The 21,084-nt window shown below is 64.5% G+C and carries 21 protein-coding genes; 13 read left to right on the top strand and 8 right to left on the bottom strand.

The features are described from left to right. Positions 1-41: 41 nt before the first annotated feature. Together ACI2KK_RS21515 and ACI2KK_RS21510 are read right to left on the bottom strand one after the other, a co-directional pair. Entirely contained in the window at positions 42-356 is a 315-nt protein-coding gene (locus ACI2KK_RS21515) for a helix-turn-helix domain-containing protein (protein ID WP_369987795.1), read from the bottom strand. Then, entirely contained in the window at positions 356-724 is a 369-nt protein-coding gene (locus tag ACI2KK_RS21510; RefSeq protein WP_404670498.1) for a toxin, read from the bottom strand. Before ACI2KK_RS21510 ends, ACI2KK_RS21515 begins: the two co-directional genes overlap by 1 nt. 169 nt (positions 725-893) lie before the next feature. Between ACI2KK_RS21510 and ACI2KK_RS21505 the strand changes: the two genes are divergently transcribed. From ACI2KK_RS21505 to ACI2KK_RS21490, 4 genes are all read left to right on the top strand, one after another. Beyond that, on the top strand, positions 894-1,241 hold the full coding sequence (locus tag ACI2KK_RS21505) for an ArsC family reductase (protein ID WP_404670497.1): 348 nt from the start codon (positions 894-896) through the stop codon (positions 1,239-1,241). Between the two features lie 31 nt (positions 1,242-1,272). Continuing rightward, positions 1,273-2,307, top strand: a complete 1,035-nt coding sequence (gene dapD, locus ACI2KK_RS21500; protein ID WP_217886198.1) for a 2,3,4,5-tetrahydropyridine-2,6-dicarboxylate N-succinyltransferase — start codon at positions 1,273-1,275, stop codon at positions 2,305-2,307. 80 nt (positions 2,308-2,387) lie between these two features. After that, a complete protein-coding gene (locus ACI2KK_RS21495) occupies positions 2,388-3,593 on the top strand; it encodes a cysteine desulfurase (protein WP_404670496.1) in 1,206 nt (401 codons plus the stop codon). Further along, positions 3,590-4,000 carry a SufE family protein gene (locus ACI2KK_RS21490; RefSeq protein WP_404670495.1) on the top strand — a complete coding sequence of 137 codons (411 nt, stop codon included), beginning with the start codon at positions 3,590-3,592 and terminating at the stop codon, positions 3,998-4,000. Before ACI2KK_RS21495 ends, ACI2KK_RS21490 begins: the two co-directional genes overlap by 4 nt. Positions 4,001-4,110: 110 nt before the next feature. Here the strand turns inward: ACI2KK_RS21490 and tcdA are convergent, their stop codons facing one another. After that, the gene (tcdA, locus tag ACI2KK_RS21485) at positions 4,111-4,920 is read right to left on the bottom strand and encodes a tRNA cyclic N6-threonylcarbamoyladenosine(37) synthase TcdA (RefSeq protein ID WP_404670494.1); all 810 of its coding nucleotides are present in this window, start codon (positions 4,918-4,920) and stop codon (positions 4,111-4,113) included. Between the two features lie 243 nt (positions 4,921-5,163). Between tcdA and ACI2KK_RS21480 the strand changes: the two genes are divergently transcribed. Next, the gene (locus tag ACI2KK_RS21480; RefSeq protein WP_404670493.1) at positions 5,164-7,752 is read left to right on the top strand and encodes a glycosyltransferase; all 2,589 of its coding nucleotides are present in this window, start codon (positions 5,164-5,166) and stop codon (positions 7,750-7,752) included. Between the two features lie 34 nt (positions 7,753-7,786). On the opposite strand, the gene ACI2KK_RS21475 is transcribed toward ACI2KK_RS21480, so the two are convergent. From ACI2KK_RS21475 to ACI2KK_RS21460, 4 genes are all read right to left on the bottom strand, one after another. Continuing rightward, the gene (locus ACI2KK_RS21475) at positions 7,787-8,902 is read right to left on the bottom strand and encodes a DUF1120 domain-containing protein (RefSeq protein ID WP_404670492.1); all 1,116 of its coding nucleotides are present in this window, start codon (positions 8,900-8,902) and stop codon (positions 7,787-7,789) included. A 28-nt stretch (positions 8,903-8,930) separates the two neighbouring features. Then, on the bottom strand, positions 8,931-11,255 hold the full coding sequence (locus ACI2KK_RS21470; RefSeq protein ID WP_404670491.1) for a fimbria/pilus outer membrane usher protein: 2,325 nt from the start codon (positions 11,253-11,255) through the stop codon (positions 8,931-8,933). 71 nt (positions 11,256-11,326) lie between these two features. Continuing rightward, positions 11,327-12,040 carry a fimbria/pilus chaperone family protein gene (locus tag ACI2KK_RS21465; protein WP_404670490.1) on the bottom strand — a complete coding sequence of 238 codons (714 nt, stop codon included), beginning with the start codon at positions 12,038-12,040 and terminating at the stop codon, positions 11,327-11,329. A 102-nt stretch (positions 12,041-12,142) separates the two neighbouring features. Then, complete coding sequence (locus ACI2KK_RS21460) at positions 12,143-12,796, bottom strand: DUF1120 domain-containing protein (RefSeq protein ID WP_404670489.1); 654 nt, start codon at positions 12,794-12,796, stop codon at positions 12,143-12,145. A gap of 203 nt (positions 12,797-12,999) precedes the next feature. Between ACI2KK_RS21460 and dapE the strand changes: the two genes are divergently transcribed. The 3 genes from dapE to ACI2KK_RS21445 are packed head-to-tail and all read left to right on the top strand — an operon-like array spanning position 13,000 to position 15,358. Further along, positions 13,000-14,151, top strand: coding sequence for a succinyl-diaminopimelate desuccinylase (gene dapE / locus ACI2KK_RS21455; protein ID WP_404670488.1), 1,152 nt, complete (start codon positions 13,000-13,002; stop codon positions 14,149-14,151). Next, positions 14,151-14,963, top strand: coding sequence for a putative RNA methyltransferase (locus ACI2KK_RS21450; RefSeq protein ID WP_404670487.1), 813 nt, complete (start codon positions 14,151-14,153; stop codon positions 14,961-14,963). Before dapE ends, ACI2KK_RS21450 begins: the two co-directional genes overlap by 1 nt. 17 nt (positions 14,964-14,980) lie before the next feature. Continuing rightward, the gene (locus tag ACI2KK_RS21445; RefSeq protein ID WP_404670486.1) at positions 14,981-15,358 is read left to right on the top strand and encodes a hypothetical protein; all 378 of its coding nucleotides are present in this window, start codon (positions 14,981-14,983) and stop codon (positions 15,356-15,358) included. Between the two features lie 136 nt (positions 15,359-15,494). On the opposite strand, the gene ACI2KK_RS21440 is transcribed toward ACI2KK_RS21445, so the two are convergent. Next, a complete protein-coding gene (locus ACI2KK_RS21440; protein ID WP_110992443.1) occupies positions 15,495-15,704 on the bottom strand; it encodes a cold-shock protein in 210 nt (69 codons plus the stop codon). A 230-nt stretch (positions 15,705-15,934) separates the two neighbouring features. On the opposite strand from ACI2KK_RS21440, the gene plsB reads away from it, so the two are divergent. The 5 genes from plsB (at position 15,935) to ACI2KK_RS21415 (ending at position 20,911) form a co-directional block, all read left to right on the top strand. Beyond that, positions 15,935-18,421 carry a glycerol-3-phosphate 1-O-acyltransferase PlsB gene (plsB, locus tag ACI2KK_RS21435; RefSeq protein WP_404670485.1) on the top strand — a complete coding sequence of 829 codons (2,487 nt, stop codon included), beginning with the start codon at positions 15,935-15,937 and terminating at the stop codon, positions 18,419-18,421. A 70-nt stretch (positions 18,422-18,491) separates the two neighbouring features. After that, entirely contained in the window at positions 18,492-18,830 is a 339-nt protein-coding gene (locus ACI2KK_RS21430; protein ID WP_404670484.1) for a YbaY family lipoprotein, read from the top strand. Between the two features lie 126 nt (positions 18,831-18,956). After that, a complete protein-coding gene (locus ACI2KK_RS21425) occupies positions 18,957-19,679 on the top strand; it encodes a hypothetical protein (protein WP_404670483.1) in 723 nt (240 codons plus the stop codon). A 116-nt stretch (positions 19,680-19,795) separates the two neighbouring features. Then, positions 19,796-20,194, top strand: a complete 399-nt coding sequence (locus ACI2KK_RS21420) for a YbaY family lipoprotein (protein ID WP_404670482.1) — start codon at positions 19,796-19,798, stop codon at positions 20,192-20,194. A gap of 27 nt (positions 20,195-20,221) precedes the next feature. Continuing rightward, complete coding sequence (locus tag ACI2KK_RS21415) at positions 20,222-20,911, top strand: DUF4197 domain-containing protein (protein WP_217839989.1); 690 nt, start codon at positions 20,222-20,224, stop codon at positions 20,909-20,911. Positions 20,912-21,084: the final 173 nt, after the last annotated feature.

Genomic DNA, 21,084 nt, shown 5'->3' with positions numbered 1-21,084 from the left:
ACCGGAAAAAGAAAACCCGCCGAGGCGGGTTTTCAGTTGCTTCAAACGGCTTCAAGCCGCTCAAGCATGTCCGGATATTTTTCGACCAGTTTCAACAACATCGCCGCCTGGGGGTTCGGGGTGGCTTTATCCTGCTCCCAGTTTCTGAGAGTGGCGGCCTTGGTCCTGATACACCTGGCGAATACCTCTTGCGACATGCGCAAGCCTTCACGAATGGCCACTATTTCCTGAGAGGTCACCGTGGGCGCCGCCAGTGCCTTGACGTGATGCTGGCGCAAGGTAATCTTCCCCTCGCGTTGCGCCTTCATCTCTTCAATGCCGTTCATCATTTCGGCAAACAAATCACGCTTTTTCATCACTTTCTCCTCTGCCCAGCCGATCGCTTCGCCTTGCGCGCCTCGACCTCCACGGTAATGGCCTGCTTCAAGGCCCTCTCCTGGTCGCAGCTAAGGTTTTCAAGCTCATCTTTATCGTAGATCGCGAACATCCATATCTGCCCATCACCGGCCAACCAGTAGTAGATCACCCGCAAGCCGCCGCGCTTACCCTTGCCACGGCGCCTGTCTGCCCAGCGCAGCTTCCTGAAGCCACCAGTACGTGGCATCAAGTCGCCACACTCGGGGCTGGCCAGCAGCTCCTGCTGGAGCGCCTTGTATTCGTCATCGCTCAGGTAGTCCGACACCGTCGCGGTAAAGATCGATGTTTCGAAAAAGATGGCTTCCATAAGTCAAACCATACGCAACTTGCATAGGCTTAACAACCTTGGTGCAAGCAATTGAGTCCCCCGTCCGACGGGCCGCAACCGTGGCGCTCGACGAACCGTTCCCGCATAATCCCGCGACTGACATTCGGATACGGAGAAATTGGGGCAGCCTGTGGCCTCAATGCACACAATGACCTACACGCTCTACGGCATCAAAGCCTGCGACACCATGAAAAAGGCGCGTACCTGGCTCGAAGACAAGTCCATCGCCTACGATTTTCACGACTACAAGGTTCAAGGCATCGACCGTGACAGCCTGAACCGCTGGTGCAGCGAACACGGCTGGGAAACCATCCTCAACCGTGCCGGCACCACCTTCCGCAAGCTCGACGACGCCAGCAAGGCCGACCTCGACCAGGCCAAGGCCGTCGAACTGATGCTGGCCCAGCCGTCCATGATCAAGCGCCCGGTGCTCGACCTTGGCGAGCGCACCCTGGTGGGCTTCAAGCCCGACCTGTACGCCGCCGCCCTGGCCTGAGCCCCCACCCTATTTCGTACGAGGTAATCACATGTCCAATACCCTGTTCAGCCTGGCCTTCGGCGTCGGCACCCAAAACCGCCAGGGCGCCTGGCTGGAAGTCTTCTACGCACAGCCTGTGCTCAACCCTTCGCCTGAGCTGGTCGCCGCCGTTGCGCCGATCCTCGGCTATGAAGCTGGCAACCAGGCCATCGCCTTCAGCAACGCCCAGGCTGCCCAACTGGCCGTCGCTCTGAAAGACGTCGATGCCGCCCAGGCCGCGCTGCTGACCCGCCTGGCCGAAAGCCACAAGCCACTGGTCGCCACCGTGCTGGCCGAAGATGCAGCACTGGCCTCCACCCCCGAGGCCTACCTGAAGCTGCACCTGCTGTCGCACCGCCTGGTCAAGCCGCACGGTGTATCGCTGGCCGGTATCTTCCCGCTGCTGCCGAACGTGGCCTGGACCAACCAGGGCGCCGTCGACCTGGCCGAGCTGGCCGAACTGCAACTGGAAGCGCGCCTGAAGGGCGAACTGCTGGAAGTGTTCTCGGTGGACAAGTTCCCGAAGATGACCGACTACGTGGTACCGGCCGGCGTGCGCATCGCCGACACCGCCCGAGTGCGCCTGGGCGCCTACATCGGCGAAGGCACCACCATCATGCACGAAGGCTTCGTCAACTTTAACGCCGGCACCGAAGGCCCGGGCATGATCGAAGGCCGCGTTTCCGCGGGCGTCTTCGTCGGCAAGGGCTCGGACCTGGGCGGCGGCTGCTCGACCATGGGCACCCTGTCCGGTGGCGGTAACATCGTCATCAAGGTTGGCGAAGGCTGCCTGATCGGCGCCAACGCCGGTATCGGCATCCCGCTGGGTGACCGCAACACCGTCGAGGCCGGCCTGTACATCACCGCCGGCACCAAGGTGAACCTGCTGGACGAGAACAACCAGCTGGTCAAAGTGGTCAAGGCCCGCGACCTGGCCGGCCAGACCGACCTGCTGTTCCGCCGCAATTCGCTCAACGGCGCGGTGGAGTGCAAGACCCACAAGTCGGCCATCGAGCTGAACGAGGCGCTGCACGCCCACAACTGAGAACCTGCCGGTTTGAAGTGTTAACATCGGGTCTGGCGCTCAAGCGCCAGACCCGATTTTCATTCCAGGCCTTTGCGACCATGTTCCAGCCCTCCCCCTGGCGTGCCGATTTCCCCGCCATCGCCGCCCTGCAACGGCAGCACCAGACCTACCTGGACAGCGCCGCCACCACCCAGAAGCCCCAGGCCTTGCTCGACGCCCTGAGCCACTACTACGGCCATGGCGCCGCCAACGTGCACCGTGCCCAGCACCTGCCCGGCGCCTTGGCCACCCAGGCCTTCGAGGGTACCCGCGACAAGGTCGCCGCCTGGCTCAACGCCGCCGACTCGCGGCAGATCGTCTTCACCCACGGCGCCACCTCGGCGCTGAACCTGCTGGCCTACGGCCTGGAACACCGCTTCGAAGCGGGTGACGAGATTGCCATCAGCGCCTTGGAGCACCACGCCAACCTGCTGCCCTGGCAGCAACTGGCGCAGCGGCGCAACCTGAAGCTGGTGGTATTGCCGCTCAACGAGCGCGGTTGCATCGACCTCGACCAGGCCTTGCAAATGATCGGCCCGCGCACCCGCCTGCTGGCGCTCAGCCAGCTGTCCAACGTGCTCGGCACATGGCAACCACTGGCGCCGCTGCTGAGCCACGCCCGCGCCCAGGGCGCACTGACCGTGGTGGATGGCGCACAGGGGGTGGTCCATGGCCGCCATGACGTGCAGCAACTGGGCTGCGATTTCTATGTGTTCTCCAGCCACAAGTTGTACGGCCCGGATGGGGTCGGCGTGCTCTATGGGCAGCCACAGGCGCTGGCACTGCTGCGCCACTGGCAGTTCGGCGGCGAGATGGTGCAACTGGCCGACTACCAGGGGGCAAGCTTTCGCCCGGCGCCGCTGGGGTTCGAAGCCGGTACGCCACCGATTGCCGGTGTGATTGGCCTGGGGGCGACTCTGGACTACCTGGCCAGCCTCGACGCCGATGCCGTGAACAAGCACGAAACCAGCCTGCACCAGTTGCTGCTGCGCGGCCTGGCCGATCGCGAAGGCATCCGTGTACTGGGTGCACCCGATGCGGCGCTGGCCAGCTTCGTCATCGAAGGGGTACATAACGCAGACATCGCCCACCTGCTCACAGAGCAGGGTATTGCCGTACGTGCCGGTCATCACTGCGCCATGCCGCTGCTCAAGGGGCTGGGGCTGGAAGGCGCGATCCGTGTGTCGCTGGGCTTGTACAGCGACAGCGATGACTTGCAGCGGTTCTTCGACGCGCTCGACCAGGGCCTGGAGCTGTTGCGGTGAGCCTGTCGCCAGAGGCCAGCCAGGCGCTGGAAAGCTTCACGCAGGCCCGCGGCTGGGAACAGCGCGCGCGCCTTCTGATGCAATGGGGCGAGCGGCTGCAGCCGCTGGCTGACAGCGACAAAAGCGAAGCCAACCGGGTGCACGGCTGCGAGAGCCTGGTGTGGCTGGTGGCCGAACAGGTCGATGGGCAATGGCGCTTCAAGGCCGGCAGCGATGCGCGGTTGCTGCGCGGGCTCCTGGCACTGCTGCTGGTACGGGTTCAGGGGTTGGCCAGCGCGCAACTGGCCGGGCTGGATCTGCGCGAGTGGTTCACCCAGCTGGGGCTGGAACGGCAGTTGTCGCCATCGCGCAGCAACGGGCTGCATGCGGTGTTGCTGCGGATGGCGGAGCTGGCAGCCTGCCGCTGAATCGGCGGCGCCTGCTTCGCGGGTAAACCCGCTCCCACAGGGCACTCATCGCCCGTGAAAGCGATGCTGTACCTGTGGGAGCGGGTTCACCCGCGAAGACGCCTGCGCAATTATTCCGGCTTGATCCGCTCCGAAGGCCGACGCGCCCCGGCCACCAGTTTTTCGATCGCCTTGCTCGCCGCCACCATGCCAAAGGTCGCGGTCACCATCATCACTGCACCAAACCCGCCCGCACAGTCCAGGCGTACGCCTTCACCGACGAAGCTCTTCTGCAGGCACACACTGCCATCGCCCTTGGGGTAGCGCAGTTGCTCGCTGGAGAACACGCACGGCACGCCATAGTTGCGGCTGGTGTTGCGCGAAAAGTTGTAGTCCCGGCGCAAGGTGGAGCGCACCCGCGAGGCCAGCGGGTCGTTGAAGGTCTTGTTGAGGTCGCCAACCTGGATCTGTGTCGGGTCGATCTGCCCGCCCGCACCACCTGTGGTGACGATGGCGATCTTGCGCCGCCGGCACCAGGCAATCAGCGCAGCCTTGGCCATCACGCTGTCGATGCAGTCGATCACGCAGTCCATCTGCTCGGTGATGTACTCGGCCATGCTGTCGCGGGTGACGAAGTCGGCCACCGCGTGCACGGTGATCGCCGGGTTGATCGCCCGCAGGCGCTCGGCCATCACCTCGACCTTGGCCCGCCCCACCTGGCCTTCCAGGGCATGGGCCTGGCGGTTGGTGTTACTGACACAGACATCGTCCAGGTCAAACAGGCTGATCTCGCCCACGCCGCTGCGCGCCAGGGCCTCGGCCACCCACGAGCCGACCCCGCCGATGCCGACCACACCCACGTGGGCCCGGCCCAGGCGTTGCAGGCCCTCGTCGCCGTACAGCCGGGCAACGCCGGCAAAGCGTGGATCTTCTGTGCTCATGCTGCCACCTTGGAAAAAACCGGCGCGCATTATAGGGCAATCGGCCCGATTCAGGGCCGCCGTTGGCCACCCGGCTACCAAGCCTGCTTTAATGTCCTACACATTAAAAAGATCTGGACGACAACCGAGCGGGTTCAGAACTTCCTCCCCCGTGCCAAATCCAATGCCCGGCCTTACCGGGCAGTGCAAGCTTTGCACGGCCGAAGGCCCCGCCCGCTCCCCTCTTCGGAACCTCGCACACCTATGTCATCACGCAAGTTCGGCCTCAACCTGGTGGTGGTCCTGGCCATCGCCGCGCTGTTCACCGGGTTCTGGGCGCTCATCAACCGCCCGGTGTCCGCCCCCGCCTGGCCGGAGCAGATCTCCGGGTTCTCATACTCGCCGTTTCGCCTTGGCGAAAGCCCGCAAAAGGGCCAATACCCTACCCCGGACGAGATACGCCAGGACCTGGAACAGCTGAACAAGCTCACCGACAACATCCGTATCTACACCGTCGAGGGCACCCAGGCCGAGATCCCGCAACTGGCCGAAGAGCTGGGCATGCGCGTCACCCTGGGTATCTGGATCAGCAACGACCAGGAGCGCAACGAGCGCGAGATCGAAAAAGCCATTGGCCTGGCCAACACCTCGCGCAGCGTGGTGCGGGTGGTGGTGGGTAACGAAGCGCTGTTTCGCGAAGAGGTCACCGCCGAGCAACTGATCGGCTACCTCGACCGGGTGCGCGCGGCGGTGAAGGTGCCGGTGACCACCAGCGAGCAGTGGCACATCTGGAAGGAACACCCGGAGCTGGCCAAGCACGTCGACCTGATCGCCGCGCACATTCTGCCTTACTGGGAGTTCGTGCCGATGAAGGACTCGGTGCAGTTCGTGCTGGACCGCGCCCGCGACCTGCGCAAGCAGTTCCCGCGCAAGCCACTGCTGCTGTCGGAGGTCGGCTGGCCGAGCAACGGCCGCATGCGCGGTGGCGCCGATGCCACCCAGGCCGACCAGGCCATCTACCTGCGCACCCTGGTCAACACCCTCAACCGGCGCGGCTACAACTACTTCGTCATCGAGGCCTACGACCAGCCGTGGAAGGCCAGCGACGAAGGCTCGGTAGGCGCCTACTGGGGCGTGTACAACGCCGAGCGCCAGCAGAAGTTCAACTTCGAGGGACCGGTGGTCGCCATCCCGCAGTGGCGTGCCCTGGCGGTGGCCTCGGTGGTACTGGCGATGATCGCCCTGATGGTGCTGTTCATCGACGGCTCGGCCCTGCGCCAGCGCGGGCGCACCTTCCTCACGTTCATCACCTTTCTGTGCGGGTCGGTGCTGGTGTGGATTGCCTACGACTACAGCCAGCAATACAGCACCTGGTTCAGCCTGACCGTGGGCGTGTTGCTGGCCCTTGGCGCGCTGGGGGTGTTCATCGTGCTGCTGACCGAGGCCCACGAATTGGCCGAGGCGGTATGGATACACAAGCGCCGGCGCGAGTTCCTGCCGGTGCAGGCTGACAGCGCCTACCGCCCGAAGGTCTCGGTGCATGTGCCGTGCTACAACGAGCCGCCGGAGATGGTCAAACAGACCCTCGATGCCCTCGCCGCGCTGGACTACCCCGACTACGAAGTGCTGGTGATCGACAACAACACCAAGGACCCGGCCGTGTGGGAACCGCTCAAGGCTCACTGCGAAAAACTTGGGCCGCGCTTCAAGTTCTTCCACGTCGCCCCCCTGGCCGGTTTCAAGGGCGGCGCGCTGAACTACCTGCTGCCGCACACCGCCAAGGACGCCGAGGTGATTGCGGTGATCGACTCGGATTACTGCGTCGACCGCAACTGGCTCAAGCACATGGTGCCGCACTTCGCCGACCCGAAGATCGCCGTGGTGCAATCGCCGCAGGATTACCGCGACCAGCACGAGAGCGCCTTCAAGAAGCTCTGCTACAGCGAGTACAAGGGCTTCTTCCACATCGGCATGGTCACCCGCAACGACCGTGACGCGATCATCCAGCACGGCACCATGACCATGACCCGGCGCAGCGTGCTCGAAGAGCTGGGCTGGGCCGAATGGTGCATCTGCGAGGACGCCGAGCTGGGCCTGCGGGTGTTCGAAAAGGGCCTGTCGGCGGCCTACGCCCACAACAGCTACGGCAAGGGCCTGATGCCCGACACCTTCATCGACTTCAAGAAGCAGCGCTTCCGCTGGGCCTACGGCGCCATCCAGATCATCAAGCATCACGCCAGCGCCCTGCTGCGCGGCAAGGGCAGCGAACTGACCCGTGGCCAGCGCTACCACTTTTTGGCCGGCTGGCTGCCATGGATTGCCGATGGCATGAACATCTTCTTCACCGTCGGCGCGCTGTTGTGGTCGGCGGCGATGATCATCGTGCCGCACCGGGTCGACCCGCCGCTGATGATGTTCGCCATCCCGCCGCTGGCGCTGTTCTTCTTCAAGGTCGGCAAGATCGTGTTCCTCTACCGCCGCGCGGTGGGGGTCAACCTCAAAGACGCCTTCGCCGCCGCCCTGGCGGGCCTGGCGCTGTCGCATACCATCGCCAAGGCGGTGCTGTACGGCTTCTTCACCAGCAGCATGCCGTTCTTCCGCACGCCGAAGAACGCCGACAGCCATGGGCTGCTGGTGGCGATTTCCGAAGCGCGCGAAGAGCTGTTCATCATGCTGTTGCTGTGGGGCGCGGCGCTGGGTATCTACCTGGTGCAGGGGCTGCCGAGCTCGGACATGCGCTTCTGGGTGGCAATGCTGCTGGTGCAGTCGTTGCCCTACCTGGCCGCGCTGGTGATGGCGTTGCTGTCGTCGCTGCCCAAGCCCGAGGCCCAGGTGCAGCCAGCACACACCTGAGCCGCCCCCCGGGGCCAGCTGGAGGCGCTTGGCCTTACAGGTAGACGAGCTCCAGCGTGGCCGCGCCATCGATGGGGGTCTCGTCGCGAAGCTGCAACTGGCGCAGCGGCGCGATGTACAGCTCGACCCTCAACATGGCGTCGAGCTGCCTGATCAAGGCGGGCCCGGCCACCCTGTGGTGGCCGCTTGCGAACCCCAGCAGGCGGTTGTCGGTATGAAAGTACGCAGGGGCCGGGCTTGCTGCCCATTCGCCGCTACCTTGCGTGGAGTACAGCGGTTGCAGCGCCTGCCCATCCCCCATAACCGGCCCGTCGAGCTGTAACGACCACGCCAGGCCATCCCCGGCGCTCTTGCCCGCACCAAACAGCACCGAGCGAGCGGCGCCCTGCACGTGCCGCCCTTGAGCGGCCTGGCGGTTGTCCACTGCACGCAGGGCGAAGCGGGTGGGGCCATCGCAACTCACAGCGGCCGACAGCGAGCGCCATAACGAAGTGGTCTTGCTGGCCGACAGCTGCCCTGCCGGGATCACGCCGAAGTCCACTCTGCCACCATCGCCCAGGTGCAGCCTGCAGGCGGCAGGCACAACGCTGGCCTGCAGGGCCAGGGCGGCAGTGGCACCTTCGACCTGCAGCACACCACTGGCCTGCAGCTCGGCAACGCCTGCCATAGCCTGCGCGCTATCCACCCAGCCGCGGACCGTCAGGCGCGCCGTGAGTGTCGTGCCGCCAAGCGGCGCACCAGCGCGTATTGGCGCCAACTGCATGTCCGGCAGCCAGCGCGCGCGGTTGCCCTGGCGCTGCCACGCTTGCCCCGAACGCGCGGTACCGAGGGCGACCGAGCGGCCATCGAGCCGGGCATCGGAAAGTTGCAGCGAGTACGTCCCGCGCTCGCCAAACCTATAGCGCTCGCCAGTGATGCTGTCCGCCAGGTAGTGCAGGACCATGTCGGTACTTGCAGAGCACTGAACCGTCAATTGCAGCTGCCGTTCCCCCAACAGGTGTCGATTGCCGAACCGTTGCAACTGAGTCTTGTTGACCTGACCAAACTCGATCATCGGCTGGTCAAGAGTCACCTGGCAGCCCTGAGCCGCCGCCGCCCCTCCCAGGCCCGCCAGCAGCAGGCCCAGCCAACTGCGCAACAGCCAGTGCACTCTTGCGCAGCCATGCTTGGAAAGACACTCAGATCGCATGGCAACGGGCCATGGTCGCTTCATAGTATTGCTCCGGGTCCGGGTTATCACTGAGGGTGAATTCAAGGCTGCAAGCAGGGCCATCCGGCAGGCTCACCTGGTAGCGCTGATCTGCCTGGAAGTCGTGGAGGAAGATCAGGCCACCGGCCTGCACCGTGGTCACGAAATGCCCGTTGCCGTCGATCACCATTGCGTGGTCCGGCAGTGCTGCCCCGTCACCGTGCAAGGTCTGCAACAGTACGCGCCGGGTCTGCTCGACGACGAAGCTCAATTGGGCAATGGCTCCACGGCCGGCCCTGACGATGCCCAGGCTGTTGGCAAGTTCCGCACTGCGCGGCAGGCTGCGGTTCTGTACCTGCACCCGATTGTCGGCATAGGGGCGCACCTGGGAAACGACGGCCCGACCCTTTGTGTCGGTCCACACAGGGCCGCTGGGGGTGTCGAGCCTGACCCCGGCGAGGTCACCCACATCAACGAGCGCGTAAGTATCCCGAACCGGGTACGGCGTCAACGTGATGCCGGCAGCATGCCCTACGGCCGCGCCGCGCAGGTTGGCAGCGAAGGTTTGCGCGGCGCTGCCATTTTGCGAATAGTCGAGCTGCAACTGGCTCGATGGCGTCAGCCATGAACCACCCAGGCTCGGGCGCAGCACCGGGTCATGGCTTTCATGGTTGACGCCCAAACGATAGCCGAACGTGTCACTGACACGTTCGCGCAGATTGGCAGAAGAGCGGTAGCCGCGGTCCGAGCCCCGGGTCGTGGCATGCAGCCTGCGCTTGGCGCCCAGCGGCATGCTGGCACTCAGGTACAGCATGCGCCCGTGATCACGCATCCCACCGAGCCCCCACTCCATACCGGCACTCAAAGACACCTGCCCCAGTGTTGCGCCCCAGCGCAGGTTGGCCTGGCTGCTTGCCCGCCCATCATGCCCACGGGACTGGCTGCCACCGACGCTGAAGCTCCCCAGGCCAGTGCTCTGCAATGACAGGCCGACGCTGAAGTGCTCACGCCAACTACCCGGGCGATCCGACTGATCCAGCGCCTGCTGGATGTCCTGGTAGCTTCGCCCCTGCAGACCATAGGCAATGCTCGCCCCCCAACCGTCGGCCAATTGCTGGCTCAGGGTCACCTGGCTCTGCAGGCCGCCGTCCTGGCGCAAGGGCTGCGAGTAGCCCAGCGACCACTGCAGCTGCGCCTGCGGCCAGGGCTGGGCACCCAGGGCAAAACCTGCCGCCTGGTAACGATCAGTGGCAAGCATGCCGCCGCCCAAAGCCAGGCCATCGAGCACACTGCCGCTCCAGCCGGCACTGAGCGCCCAAGGTGAAGCACCGTCGCCATGGCGCAGCTGGCCGATGCCGAGCTGATAGCCGCCTGCCAGGGCGTCGTGCATGGGCGTGGCAGGCAGGGTTACCTGGCGCTGTTCACCGTCTGCCTCATGGATGGTCATTTGCAGTTCGGCGAATGCATCGACCGGCGCAGGGCTTTCGAGGGTAAAGGGCCCTGGAGGCACGACGGTGGCATGGACCAGGCGGCCGCGCTGGTAGATCTCCACGCGTGCCTGGGTCTTGGCGATGCCCTGAACCACGCGGCGTTGTTGCAGTTGCGCCAACGCCTGTTCGGAGAACACCTGAATACCGTCTACAGACACACCAGAAAGCACCGGGTTGGCCATGTGGATCTGGCCAACCTGCAAGACAGCGGCCTGCTCGGCAAAGGTTCGCTGGGCGTAGGCGTCCAGCGTGCTGAACTGTCTGGACTGCTGGCCAAGGCTGGCGACCTGGCGGCTGCGCACGATCCAGTTCCCAAGGTTGAACCCCGGCTCGGTGAAGGCGCTCAAGGTTCGGTTGCCACCGCCCTTGAAACGCGTGTCGAGCAAGGTGACATCGTAGTTGAACATGCCAGCCAACCCGCCGCTGTCGTAGGCCGACAGATCGGCAACGGCGGATGGCGAACGCAACGCCTGCGCCGGCACCACCATGGACACAGTGCCGGCCTGAGGGTCGGCGTGTATCTGGCTTTGTGGGTAGCGTGCCAGCAGGTCGACGCACCCGTGCTGGTTCTCAGCCGGCAACTCGGCCGGCACCTGCAACTTTGCTGCGGCCAGCAAGGTTGCGTCCAGGCATACACTGCCATCGTCGAGAAAGCGCGCCTGCGCGCGCCCTGCCCGGGTGCCGTTCACCTGCAGGTTGATGGTGTGAGAGCCGGGGGTGAAGCGCGGCCTGTGCTGAAAATAATCGACCAGCTCTTCACTCACCCCTCTCTGGCGCAAGAGTTCGAGGTCGAAGTAGCCAGCAGCACTGGCTTTGCACGCCATCAGCGAGAGGGACCAGGGGAGCGCCAGCAGGCAATGCCGAAATACCAAGCGCCCCCTCCCCCTGCACTCATTCAACTCCCCACCCTGAGCAGCGGGGCTTCGAACTCATCGACAGCAAAGCCATAAACGGTGGCGGGAAACAGCTTGATACTTCGATGATCCTGTCGGGCCGACGACTCCAGCCGAATATCAAGCGCTTCGCCCGGCAATATGTAGGTGCGTGGCAATAGCCCGCGCGCGTTGGCCGGCATCAACCTGACCTCCTGATCCAGGCGCACGACATAGGGTGTCGGGTTCTGCACCTGCACACCCTGCTCGCGCAAATGCCATTGCAGGCCCTCCCACGGCGAGTGATTGGCGGCCAGCCCTTTGGGGTGGATGATGACCGGCAGGTTCTGCCTGACACTGACGCCGACCCTGGCGCCCTGAACACCGGCTTCTTGCCGCTGAGGAACCCCTTCGAAGATCACCCGCTTCAAGCGCTGGGTCTGCAGGGGCGCAACCGCCCGCAACATGAACCTGACGCGCTGCTCCTGGCCAGCCTCGACGCGCCAGGCCGGCTGAGTGAGAAACAGCAAGGGTTCCTGGTCTTCTGGCAGGTTCTGCAGCGTCACCAGCAGCAATGAGGGCCCCGGGTCGTCATTGCGCACACTGATGGAGGCCTCGCCATCGGCCTCATTGACGATCACCACGGACGTTTCCGGGACCATGCCCGCGGCCCAGGCCCCATTGGCAGACAGCAGCACGCAGCCGGCGCTCAACAGCAGTCGGATCAAAATGCTCATGTTCAGCTCTATTCAAGGCAGATACGCCGCCTCAAGCGGCGTATGAGCGAAAGACACGAGTAGCCCCTGCAGAAAAGTCGACAGGGGCTCCCTGGCGGGGTCTTAGAGGTAGGTCAACTCAATGGTCGAGGCGCCATCGATCGGGACGTCCTTGTTGACGGTCAGCTCATCCCGCCCATTGACGCGCATGTCGATCTGCAGGTTGGCGGTCAGGTCCGTGATCGGCGTGGGCGCCGTGCCAGATGCTGCGAAGCCATGATAGTGACCGGCCGCGCCGTTGTAGAAGTTGGAGAAATCCGGATCGGTATCAGGGGCCCAGTTGGTGCCACTGTCAGTCGTAATCAGGCGATTGACCGTGGTAACGCCATCGGCAACGTAGCTGTCGGCAACCGTCTGCAGGAAGTAAAAGCCGATCTTTTCATCGATATCGTTTTTCCCCAGGCCGAAGGCAACCACGCTACCTGGGACAAAATCCGCACTGTCTGCCCGGGCATCGACACCCCGTACCATGAAGCGGGTTGGCGCATCGCAGTTCACCGCAAGCTGCTGGGCGGGCGATACGAATTTCTTTTTGCCGCTCTGATTCAGTTCGGCGGCCCTGATAATGCCAAAGTCAAAAGTTCCGCCGCCGCTGAGCGATGTCGTGCAACCACCTGGCGTGATGGTCCCGGTGACGATCACATCCGTGGTACTGGCGAGCACCGCCGTGCTGCATCCCAGCACCATACCCATGGCAATCCAATGCTTCATACCCATGTATTTTCTACCTTTGTTGTGAGTTGGTTGCCCCGTAAGGGCCGCTACAAACTACCCACAGGCTCCGGCCGGTTTCAGTGTGAAACACCTCACCCTGGAGCAGCGCTTCCCTGCTGTCAGGTCGACGCCACACGCTTCACACACCGTTTTTTGCTTTAAACTACCGCCCCTTGCCCGCCTTGCACTGCTTCCGGAGTTTTCCCATGACGGCCCCCGCCGAGCTTTCGCCCACCCTGCAACTGGCCTGCGACCTGATTCGCCGCCCATCGGTCACCCCGCTCGATGCCGACTGCCAGGCCCAGATGATGAACCGCCTGGGTGCCGTCGGCTTCCAGCTCGAACCCATGCGCTTCGAGGACGTCGACAATTTCTGGGCCACCCACGGCAACAACGAAGGCCCGGTACTGTGTTTTGCCGGCCACACCGACGTGGTGCCCACCGGCCCTGTGCAGCAGTGGCAACACGAACCGTTCGATGCGCTGATCGACGCCGATGGCATGCTTTGCGGGCGTGGCGCGGCCGACATGAAAGGCAGCCTGGCCTCGATGGTGGTGGCCAGCGAACGCTTCGTGCAGGACTACCCCGACCACCGCGGCAAGGTCGCCTTCCTGATCACCAGCGACGAAGAAGGCCCGGCGCACCATGGCACCAAGGCCGTGGTCGAGCTGCTCAAGGCGCGCAACGAGCGCCTGGACTGGTGCATCGTCGGTGAACCTTCGAGCACCACCCTGCTGGGTGACGTGGTCAAGAACGGCCGCCGTGGCTCGCTGGGCGCCAAGCTGACCGTGCGCGGCAAACAGGGCCACGTGGCCTACCCGCACCTGGCGCGCAACCCGATCCACCTGGCCGCACCGGCCCTGGCGGAGCTGGCAGCCGAGCACTGGGACGAAGGCAATGCGTTCTTCCCGCCCACCAGCTTCCAGATTTCCAACCTGAACTCCGGCACCGGCGCCACCAACGTGGTCCCAGGTGATCTGACCGCGCTGTTCAACTTCCGCTTCTCCACCGAGTCCACCGTCGAAGGCCTGCAGCAGCGCGTTGCGGCGATCCTCGACAAGCATGGGCTGGAGTGGAGCATCGACTGGGCACTGTCGGGCCTGCCGTTTCTCACCGAGCCGGGCGACTTGCTCGATGCGGTGTCGTCGAGCATCCACGCAGTCACCGGCCGCACCACCCAGCCATCCACCAGCGGCGGCACCTCGGACGGGCGCTTCATCGCCACCATGGGCACGCAGGTGGTCGAACTGGGCCCGGTCAACGCCACCATCCACCAAGTGGATGAGCGCATCCTGGCCAGCGACCTCGACCTGCTGACCGAGATCTACTACCAGACCCTGGTGCGGTTGCTCGCCTGATGCTCGCCTGCCCTCTCTGCCAGGCGCCGCTGGCGCAGCTCGACAACGGTGTGGCCTGCCCGGCCGGCCACCGTTTCGACCGCGCCCGCCAGGGCTACCTGAACCTGCTGCCGGTGCAGCACAAGAACAGCCGCGACCCGGGCGACAACCAGGCCATGGTCGAAGCCCGCCGCGACTTTCTCGACGCCGGCCACTACGCCCCGGTGGCCCGTCGCCTGGCGGCGCTGGCCGCCGAGCGCGCCCCCGGCGCCTGGCTGGACATAGGCTGTGGCGAAGGCTACTACACCGCGCAGATCGCCCAGGCCCTGCCAGCGGCCGATGGCTATGCCCTGGACATTTCCCGCGAGGCGGTCAAGCGTGCCTGCCGCCGCGCCCCCGAACTGACCTGGATGGTCGCCAGCATGGCCCGCGTGCCCATGGCGGACGCCAGCTGCGGCTTCATCGCCAGCGTGTTCAGCCCGCTGGACTGGGCCGAGGCCCGGCGCCTGCTGGCGCCCGGCGGCGGCCTGATGCGGGTGGGCCCTACCAGCGGCCACCTGATGGAACTGCGCGAGGTGCTCTACGATGAAGTGCGCCCCTACGCCGACGACAAGCACCTGGCCCTGGTACCTGAAGGCATGGCCCATGCCCACAGCGAAATCCTCGAGTTCCGCCTGAGCCTGGCCGACGCCAAGGCCCGCGCCGACCTGCTGGCGATGACGCCCCACGGCTGGCGCGCCAGCGCCGAGAAGCGCGCCCGGGTGACCGAGCAGCCCGAGCCGTTCGAGGTCACGGTTTCCATGCGTTATGACTATTTTGTGCGCCAAGACTGAGCACACCGGAGCCCCTTATGCGCCAACCCGATATCGAGATTTACCTGAAGGACGCCGACGTCGATCACCAGCAGATCGCCGGCTGGCTGGCCCAAGCCCTGGGCCCATGCAGCGAATGGAAGCAGAAAGGCCAGACCTTCAAGTGCACAGCCGGTAACATTCCGGTCACCTGGTTACCGAAAGCTGTAGGGAAATGGAACAGCCTGTACCTGGAAAGCGACCAGACCCCGTGGGCCGACGACATCGCCTGCGCCCGCGCGGCATTCGCCGCACTCAACGTCGAAGTACGCTGCGCGCCGGGTGGCTGGGCTGAAGAAGATGGTGAAGAAGATGCCGACCGTTGGGTGCGCATCAGCGCCGACGGTGAAGAGGAAATCACCTGGCGTACGCAGTAAAGCACTGATTCAACACGGCCCCTGTGGGAGCGGGTTTACCCGCGAAGCATGCAACGCGGTGCATGGCACCGGCTGCGCCGGTGTTCGCAGGTAAACCCGCTCCTACAGGGATAGCGGCGCGCTTGAGAGGCGCCGATCAGAGACCGACGACGTCTTCGGCCTGCAGGCCTTTCTGGCCCTGCACCAGCGCATATTCAACCTGTTGCCCTTCGACCAGGGTGCGATGCCCCTCACCGCGAATCGCCCGATAGTGGACGAATACATCCGCACCACCGTCGCGCTGAATGAAGCCATAACCCTTGGCATCGTTGAACCACTTCACATTCCCAGTCTCACGAGACGACATCTGAACTACTCCGGTTTTTTATTTTGAAGATCGCCTTGCCGGCATGGGGTCACGGCCCGCACCGTCGCGGCTTGCCCAATTAGCAAGCAAGCGCCAGGCCGAGTATATGACAGCGATTAAAAAAATTTCATGACCAGGCATGTTTTTGCCGATTTTTGCTGAACTTACGCAGATACGGCAGACTAATGCCTTGAAAAATCACCGAACATAACATCCAGGGCACCAACCCCATGACCCGTTCCCCCCTGCGCCGCCTGATCTTCGGCGCCCTGCGTCGCGTGCTGTACCTGTGGGTGCGCTCCGAGACCATCAACCAGTCCTCGCTGACCCTCAAACTCGACCGCAGCCGCCCGGTGTTCTACGCCCTGCCCTCGCCTTCGCTCACCGACCTGGCGGTGATCGACCACGAATGCACCAAAGCAGGGCTGCCGCGCCCGGTACTGCCAGTGGCGGTGGGCCCGCTGCAGGAGCCGGCGGCGTTCTTCTACCTCACCCCCGACCCGGACTGGCTCGGCCGCCACGACAAGCGCGGCGCGCCCCCCACCCTGGAACGCCTGGTGGCGGCGATCACCCAGCATGCCGAAGAAGACGCGCAGATCATCCCGGTCAGCGTGTTCTGGGGGCAGACCCCGGCCAGTGAGTCGAGCCCGTGGAAGCTGTTGTTCGCCGACAGCTGGGCGGTCACCGGGCGCCTGCGCCGCTTGCTCAGCATCCTGATTCTCGGGCGCAAGACCCGGGTGCAGTTCTCTGCGCCCATCCACCTGCGCGAGCTGGTCGACCACAACAAAGGCCACGAGCGCACCGTGCGCATGGCCCAGCGCGTCATGCGCGTGCACTTTCGCAACCTCAAGACCGCAGTCATCGGCCCGGACATTTCGCACCGGCGCAACCTGGTCAAGGGCCTGGTGCACGACCCGCTGGTGCGCCAGGCCATCAGCGACGAAGCCGAGCGCGAGAAGATCCCCTACGCCAAGGCTGAGGCCAAGGCGCTGCACTACGGCAACGAAATCGCCTCGGACTACACCTACACCGCCATCCGCTTCCTCGAAGTGGTGCTGAGCTGGTTCTGGAACAAGATCTACGACGGTATCAAGGTCAACCATATCGAGCAGGTGCAGGGCATCGCCCCGGGGCACGAGGTAATCTACGTGCCCTGCCACCGCAGCCATATCGACTACCTGCTGCTGTCGTACCTGTTGTTCCGCAACGGCCTCACGCCGCCGCACATCGCCGCCGGCATCAACCTCAACATGCCGGTGATCGGCGGCCTGCTGCGCCGCGGCGGGGCATTCTTCATGCGCCGCACCTTCAAGGGCAACCCGCTGTACACCGCGGTGTTCAACGAATACCTGCACACCCTGTTCACCAAGGGCTTCCCGGTGGAGTACTTCGTCGAGGGCGGCCGCTCGCGCACCGGGCGCATGCTGCAGCCGCGCCCGGGCATGCTGGCGATCACCCTGCGCAGCTTCCTGCGCTCCTCGCGCACACCCATCGTCTTCGTGCCGGTGTACATCGGCTATGAGCGGGTGCTCGAAGGCCGTACCTACCTGGGCGAACTGCGCGGGGCGAGCAAGAAGAAAGAGTCGATCTTCGACATCTTCAAGGTCATCGGCGCGCTGAAGCAGCGCTTTGGCCAGGTGTACGTGAACTTCGGCGAGCCGATTCGCCTGGCTGGCTTTCTCGACCAGCAGCAACCTGGCTGGCGCGAGCAGGACCTGGCCCCGCAGTACCGCCCGGCCTGGCTCAACGACACCACCACCCGCCTGGGCGAAACCGTGGCCCGCCACCTGAACGGCGCGGCGGCGGTCAACCCGGTCAACCTGGTGGCCCTGGCGCTGCTGTCCACCAGCCGCCTGGCCCTGGACGAACGCGCCCTGACCCGGGTGCTCGACCTGTACCTGGCGCTGCTGCGCCAGGTGCCGTACTCGGCGCATACCACCCTGCCCGAAGGCGACGGCCAGGCGCTGATCAAGCACGTGCTGGGCATGAACCTGCTGGCCGAGCAGAAGGACGCGCTGGGGCGCATCCTGTACCTGGACGAAGGCAATGCGGTGCTGATGACCTACTACCGCAACAACGTTTTGCACATCTTCGCCCTGCCGGCACTGCTGGCGAGCTTCTTCCAGAGCAGTTCACGCATGAGCCGCGAGCTGGTCGGCCAGTACGTGCAGGCGCTGTACCCGTACCTGCAGTCCGAGCTGTTCCTGCGCTGGGAGCCCGAGCAACTGGACGAGGTCATCGACCAGTGGCTCAGCGCACTGGTGGAGCAAGGCCTGCTGCGCTTCGAGAACGGTGTGTACCTGCGCCCGGCACCGAGCTCGCGACAGTTCGTGCTGCTGACCCTGCTGGCGCGCACCATCACCCAGACCCTGCAACGCTTCTACATGGCCACCTCGCTGCTGCTCAACAGCGGCCAGCACACGCTGAACGCCGAAGAACTCGAAGAGCTGTGCGTGATGATGGCCCAGCGCCTGTCGATCCTGCATGGGCTCAACGCCCCGGAATTCTTCGACAAGACCCTGTTCCGCCACTTCATCCAGACCTTGGTGCGCGAAGGGGTGCTCAGGCCGGACGCCAACGGCAAGCTGGGCCATCACGACAAGCTTGGCGAGCTGGCCGAAGGCGTGGCCAAGCGCGTGCTGTCGGCCGAGCTGCGCCTGTCGATCCGCCAGGTGGCGCTGCATCGGGATGAGCCGGTGGATGCTGTGCAAGGGTAGGTTTTCTGCCTGCCAAAGGCTCCTGGGCGGGGCGAACATCAAGCCTTCCCCCTACCCAAGGAGCACCAGCATGCCCCATCTGAAATCGTTCAATGTTGAGATCGTTTCTTCCGGCGACAACCAGTTGCCAGCTTGCGCAGAAGTGCAACTAAGCCTGCTCGACGTTTCGATGGCAGACGCCCCGGCCATCAGCCATGCCGAACTGCGCCTGCGTTGTGCCGGTGTGCTGCCGATCACCTTGCAACTGACCTTCGACAGCAGCCAGATCGACCCGAGCCGGGACTACGCCCTCTCTGCAAGCATCGAGAACGACGGCAAGTTGCATTTCATCAACACCTACCATCACTGCGTAGAGCCGGGCACGGCAGCCGCTACGCAACGGGTGACCGTCGACAACATCGCTGGCTGATTGCCCAGGCAGCGCTTGCCTGCGTGGGCCAATGTTCCTGCTGAATGCGAGGTACAGGGGCTTCTAGAGTCGCCTGCCGGACGCCGAGGCAATGTCGCCAGGTTCAGGCGTCCGCAGGAGCTCCTCATGCCTAACCCTGCCATCGTCGAAATATTCGGCACCGTCGCCACGCCCTACCTGCCGGTAACCAGCGAAGGCCCAGCAAGCTTGCTGGTCAGCGTGAAAAGCGGCTCGGGTTCGACGCAGCACCCGATCGCCTACTGTGGCAGCCAACTGAGCGGCTCGCCAATACCCTTCAGCCTGCGCCTGGACCGCACCACCCTGGCCGATGGCGTTCAATTGACGCTCGAAGCGGGTTGCGGGTATGCATGGGGCGAGGCCGCCCAGGTCGCACGAGTGGCCATGCCGCTGGTGCTGGATGATCAGGACCGGCTTGGTCCGTTTGACCTGCAGCTCGAGCCCGTTGCCGGAGCGCCCCTTCACGACACGCAAAAGCTGCCCACCGAGCCTTCGGTCCTGCCACTGCACCTGTCGGTTCTGATCCCCGAAGAACTGGTGCAAGAAAAGACCCACCTGCAAGCCTCCTTGCTGCGGATACAGGCAGATGGCAACAGCAACCTGGACAGCAGCAACATCGCCGAAGCCTCGCTGCAGCAATCCGGCAGTGGTTGCGCCCTCACCCTGTATGTGGACGCCAACGTGCTCAACGATGATGACCGGCTGATGCTCAACGTGGTGCTCTTCGATCAGCAATACAGCACACCCCTGGCCGGCAGGGTGATCCGCAACCTTAACCCCGGCAACCTGCACGAGATAGGTGAAATCACCCTGCGCGCGCCGCGCAAGTGATCGGGCAGGTCGCACCCTGGCAGGCGCCAGTGCCACCGATTGACCACCTGCCGGGGAAAATCCGCTAGAGTTCCCGGGGTTGGCCACAAGCCAACCCCAGGTACCACGGAGATTCCATGAAAAAACTCTTCACCCTGTGCTGCGCCACCCTGCTCGCAGCCTGCTCCAGCAACGCCCCCGCGCCCCACGCCAGCCTCGACGGCGAAGTCTTCTACCTGCAGCGCAGCGCCCTGCCACCGGCCGCCACCTTGAGCGTGAGCCTGCAGGACGTATCGCTGATGGATGCCCCTGCCGTGACCCTGGCCAGCCAGGCCGGCCCGGTCAAAGGCAACGTGCCTCTGCCGTTCCACCTGACTTACGACCCCGCCAAGGTCAAGCCCGGCCACCGCTACGCGGTGAGCGCGCGCATCGAGCTGGACGGCAAGCTACTGTTCATCAATACCGAACACCACGGCGTGACCCTCGACGGCAACGACCCGCAGCCGCTGCGGATCAAGGTCGACCCGGTACGCTGAGCCCACCCTCGTCATAAGGAAATCCCCATGCTTCGCACCTCCCTGCGCTTCACCACCCTGTGCGCCGGCCTGCTGCTGTCGGCCAGCGCCCTGGCCCTGTCGCTCAGCGACCTGTCGCAAGGCGACGCCTCCGCCGGCCTGAAAGACGCCCTGACCCAGGGCGCGCAGGTTGCCGTCAAGCAACTGAGCACCCCCGGCGGCTTCAACAACAACCCCGATGTGCGCATCGAACTGCCGGGCAATCTGGGCAAGGCCGCCAAGGCCATGAAAATGTTCGGCAAGGGTGACCAGGTCGACGCCCTGGAAAACAGCATGAACAAGGCCGCCGAAGCTGCCGTACCGCAGGCCCAGGCGATTCTGGTGGATGCCGTGAAGAAGATGACCGTGACCGACGCCAAGGGCATCCTCAGCGGCGGCGACGACTCGGCCACCCAGTACCTGAACAAGAGCAGCCGCGAGCAGATCCGCGCCAAGTTCCTGCCGATCGTCAAGCAGGCGACCGACCAGGTCGGCCTGGCCAAGCAGTACAACAACTTCGCCGGGCAAGCCGCAGGCCTGGGCGTGATCGACGCCAAGAGCGCCAACATCGAAAGCTACGTAACCGAAAAAGCCCTGGACGGGCTGTTCGAGATGATCGCCAAGCAGGAAGAGACCATTCGCAAGAACCCGGCCCAGGCCGCCACTAGCCTCGCCAAGAAGGTCTTCGGCGCGCTGTGAGGCCATAGTGATCGTGCGCAGAACCGATATGGCATGCGCGCGCATTGCCTGTAGGAGCGGCCTTGTGTCGCGAAAGGGCCGCAGCGCGGCCCCAGCAATCTGTGCGTTTGCATCGAAATCCTGGGGCCGCTCTGCGGCCCTTTCGCGACACAAGGCCGCTCCTACATGAATCA

This window comes from Pseudomonas sp. NPDC089406 (assembly GCF_044900265.1).
Taxonomy (GTDB): Bacteria; Pseudomonadota; Gammaproteobacteria; order Pseudomonadales; family Pseudomonadaceae; genus Aquipseudomonas; species Aquipseudomonas fakonensis.
Note: the sequence above shows the minus strand (reverse complement) of the source record. Positions and strands in the feature narration are given on the sequence as shown.

Excerpts from the sequence above, each read along its gene's own strand:
- ACI2KK_RS21470 (WP_404670491.1), bottom strand. The coding sequence starts at position 11,255 with ATGGCGTGCAAAGCCAGTGCTGCTGGCTACTTCGACCTCGAACTCTTG.
- ACI2KK_RS21460 (WP_404670489.1), bottom strand. The coding sequence starts at position 12,796 with ATGGGTATGAAGCATTGGATTGCCATGGGTATGGTGCTGGGATGCAGC.
- ACI2KK_RS21425 (WP_404670483.1), top strand. The coding sequence starts at position 18,957 with ATGCCTAACCCTGCCATCGTCGAAATATTCGGCACCGTCGCCACGCCC.
- ACI2KK_RS21450 (WP_404670487.1), top strand. The coding sequence starts at position 14,151 with ATGCTCGCCTGCCCTCTCTGCCAGGCGCCGCTGGCGCAGCTCGACAAC.
- ACI2KK_RS21445 (WP_404670486.1), top strand. The coding sequence starts at position 14,981 with ATGCGCCAACCCGATATCGAGATTTACCTGAAGGACGCCGACGTCGAT.
- ACI2KK_RS21495 (WP_404670496.1), top strand. The coding sequence starts at position 2,388 with ATGTTCCAGCCCTCCCCCTGGCGTGCCGATTTCCCCGCCATCGCCGCC.
- tcdA (WP_404670494.1), bottom strand. The coding sequence starts at position 4,920 with ATGAGCACAGAAGATCCACGCTTTGCCGGCGTTGCCCGGCTGTACGGC.
- dapD (WP_217886198.1), top strand. The coding sequence starts at position 1,273 with ATGTCCAATACCCTGTTCAGCCTGGCCTTCGGCGTCGGCACCCAAAAC.
- ACI2KK_RS21430 (WP_404670484.1), top strand. The coding sequence starts at position 18,492 with ATGCCCCATCTGAAATCGTTCAATGTTGAGATCGTTTCTTCCGGCGAC.
- ACI2KK_RS21465 (WP_404670490.1), bottom strand. The coding sequence starts at position 12,040 with ATGAGCATTTTGATCCGACTGCTGTTGAGCGCCGGCTGCGTGCTGCTG.
- ACI2KK_RS21515 (WP_369987795.1), bottom strand. The coding sequence starts at position 356 with ATGAAAAAGCGTGATTTGTTTGCCGAAATGATGAACGGCATTGAAGAG.
- ACI2KK_RS21440 (WP_110992443.1), bottom strand. The coding sequence starts at position 15,704 with ATGTCGTCTCGTGAGACTGGGAATGTGAAGTGGTTCAACGATGCCAAG.
- dapE (WP_404670488.1), top strand. The coding sequence starts at position 13,000 with ATGACGGCCCCCGCCGAGCTTTCGCCCACCCTGCAACTGGCCTGCGAC.
- ACI2KK_RS21415 (WP_217839989.1), top strand. The coding sequence starts at position 20,222 with ATGCTTCGCACCTCCCTGCGCTTCACCACCCTGTGCGCCGGCCTGCTG.
- plsB (WP_404670485.1), top strand. The coding sequence starts at position 15,935 with ATGACCCGTTCCCCCCTGCGCCGCCTGATCTTCGGCGCCCTGCGTCGC.
- ACI2KK_RS21510 (WP_404670498.1), bottom strand. The coding sequence starts at position 724 with ATGGAAGCCATCTTTTTCGAAACATCGATCTTTACCGCGACGGTGTCG.
- ACI2KK_RS21505 (WP_404670497.1), top strand. The coding sequence starts at position 894 with ATGACCTACACGCTCTACGGCATCAAAGCCTGCGACACCATGAAAAAG.
- ACI2KK_RS21420 (WP_404670482.1), top strand. The coding sequence starts at position 19,796 with ATGAAAAAACTCTTCACCCTGTGCTGCGCCACCCTGCTCGCAGCCTGC.
- ACI2KK_RS21480 (WP_404670493.1), top strand. The coding sequence starts at position 5,164 with ATGTCATCACGCAAGTTCGGCCTCAACCTGGTGGTGGTCCTGGCCATC.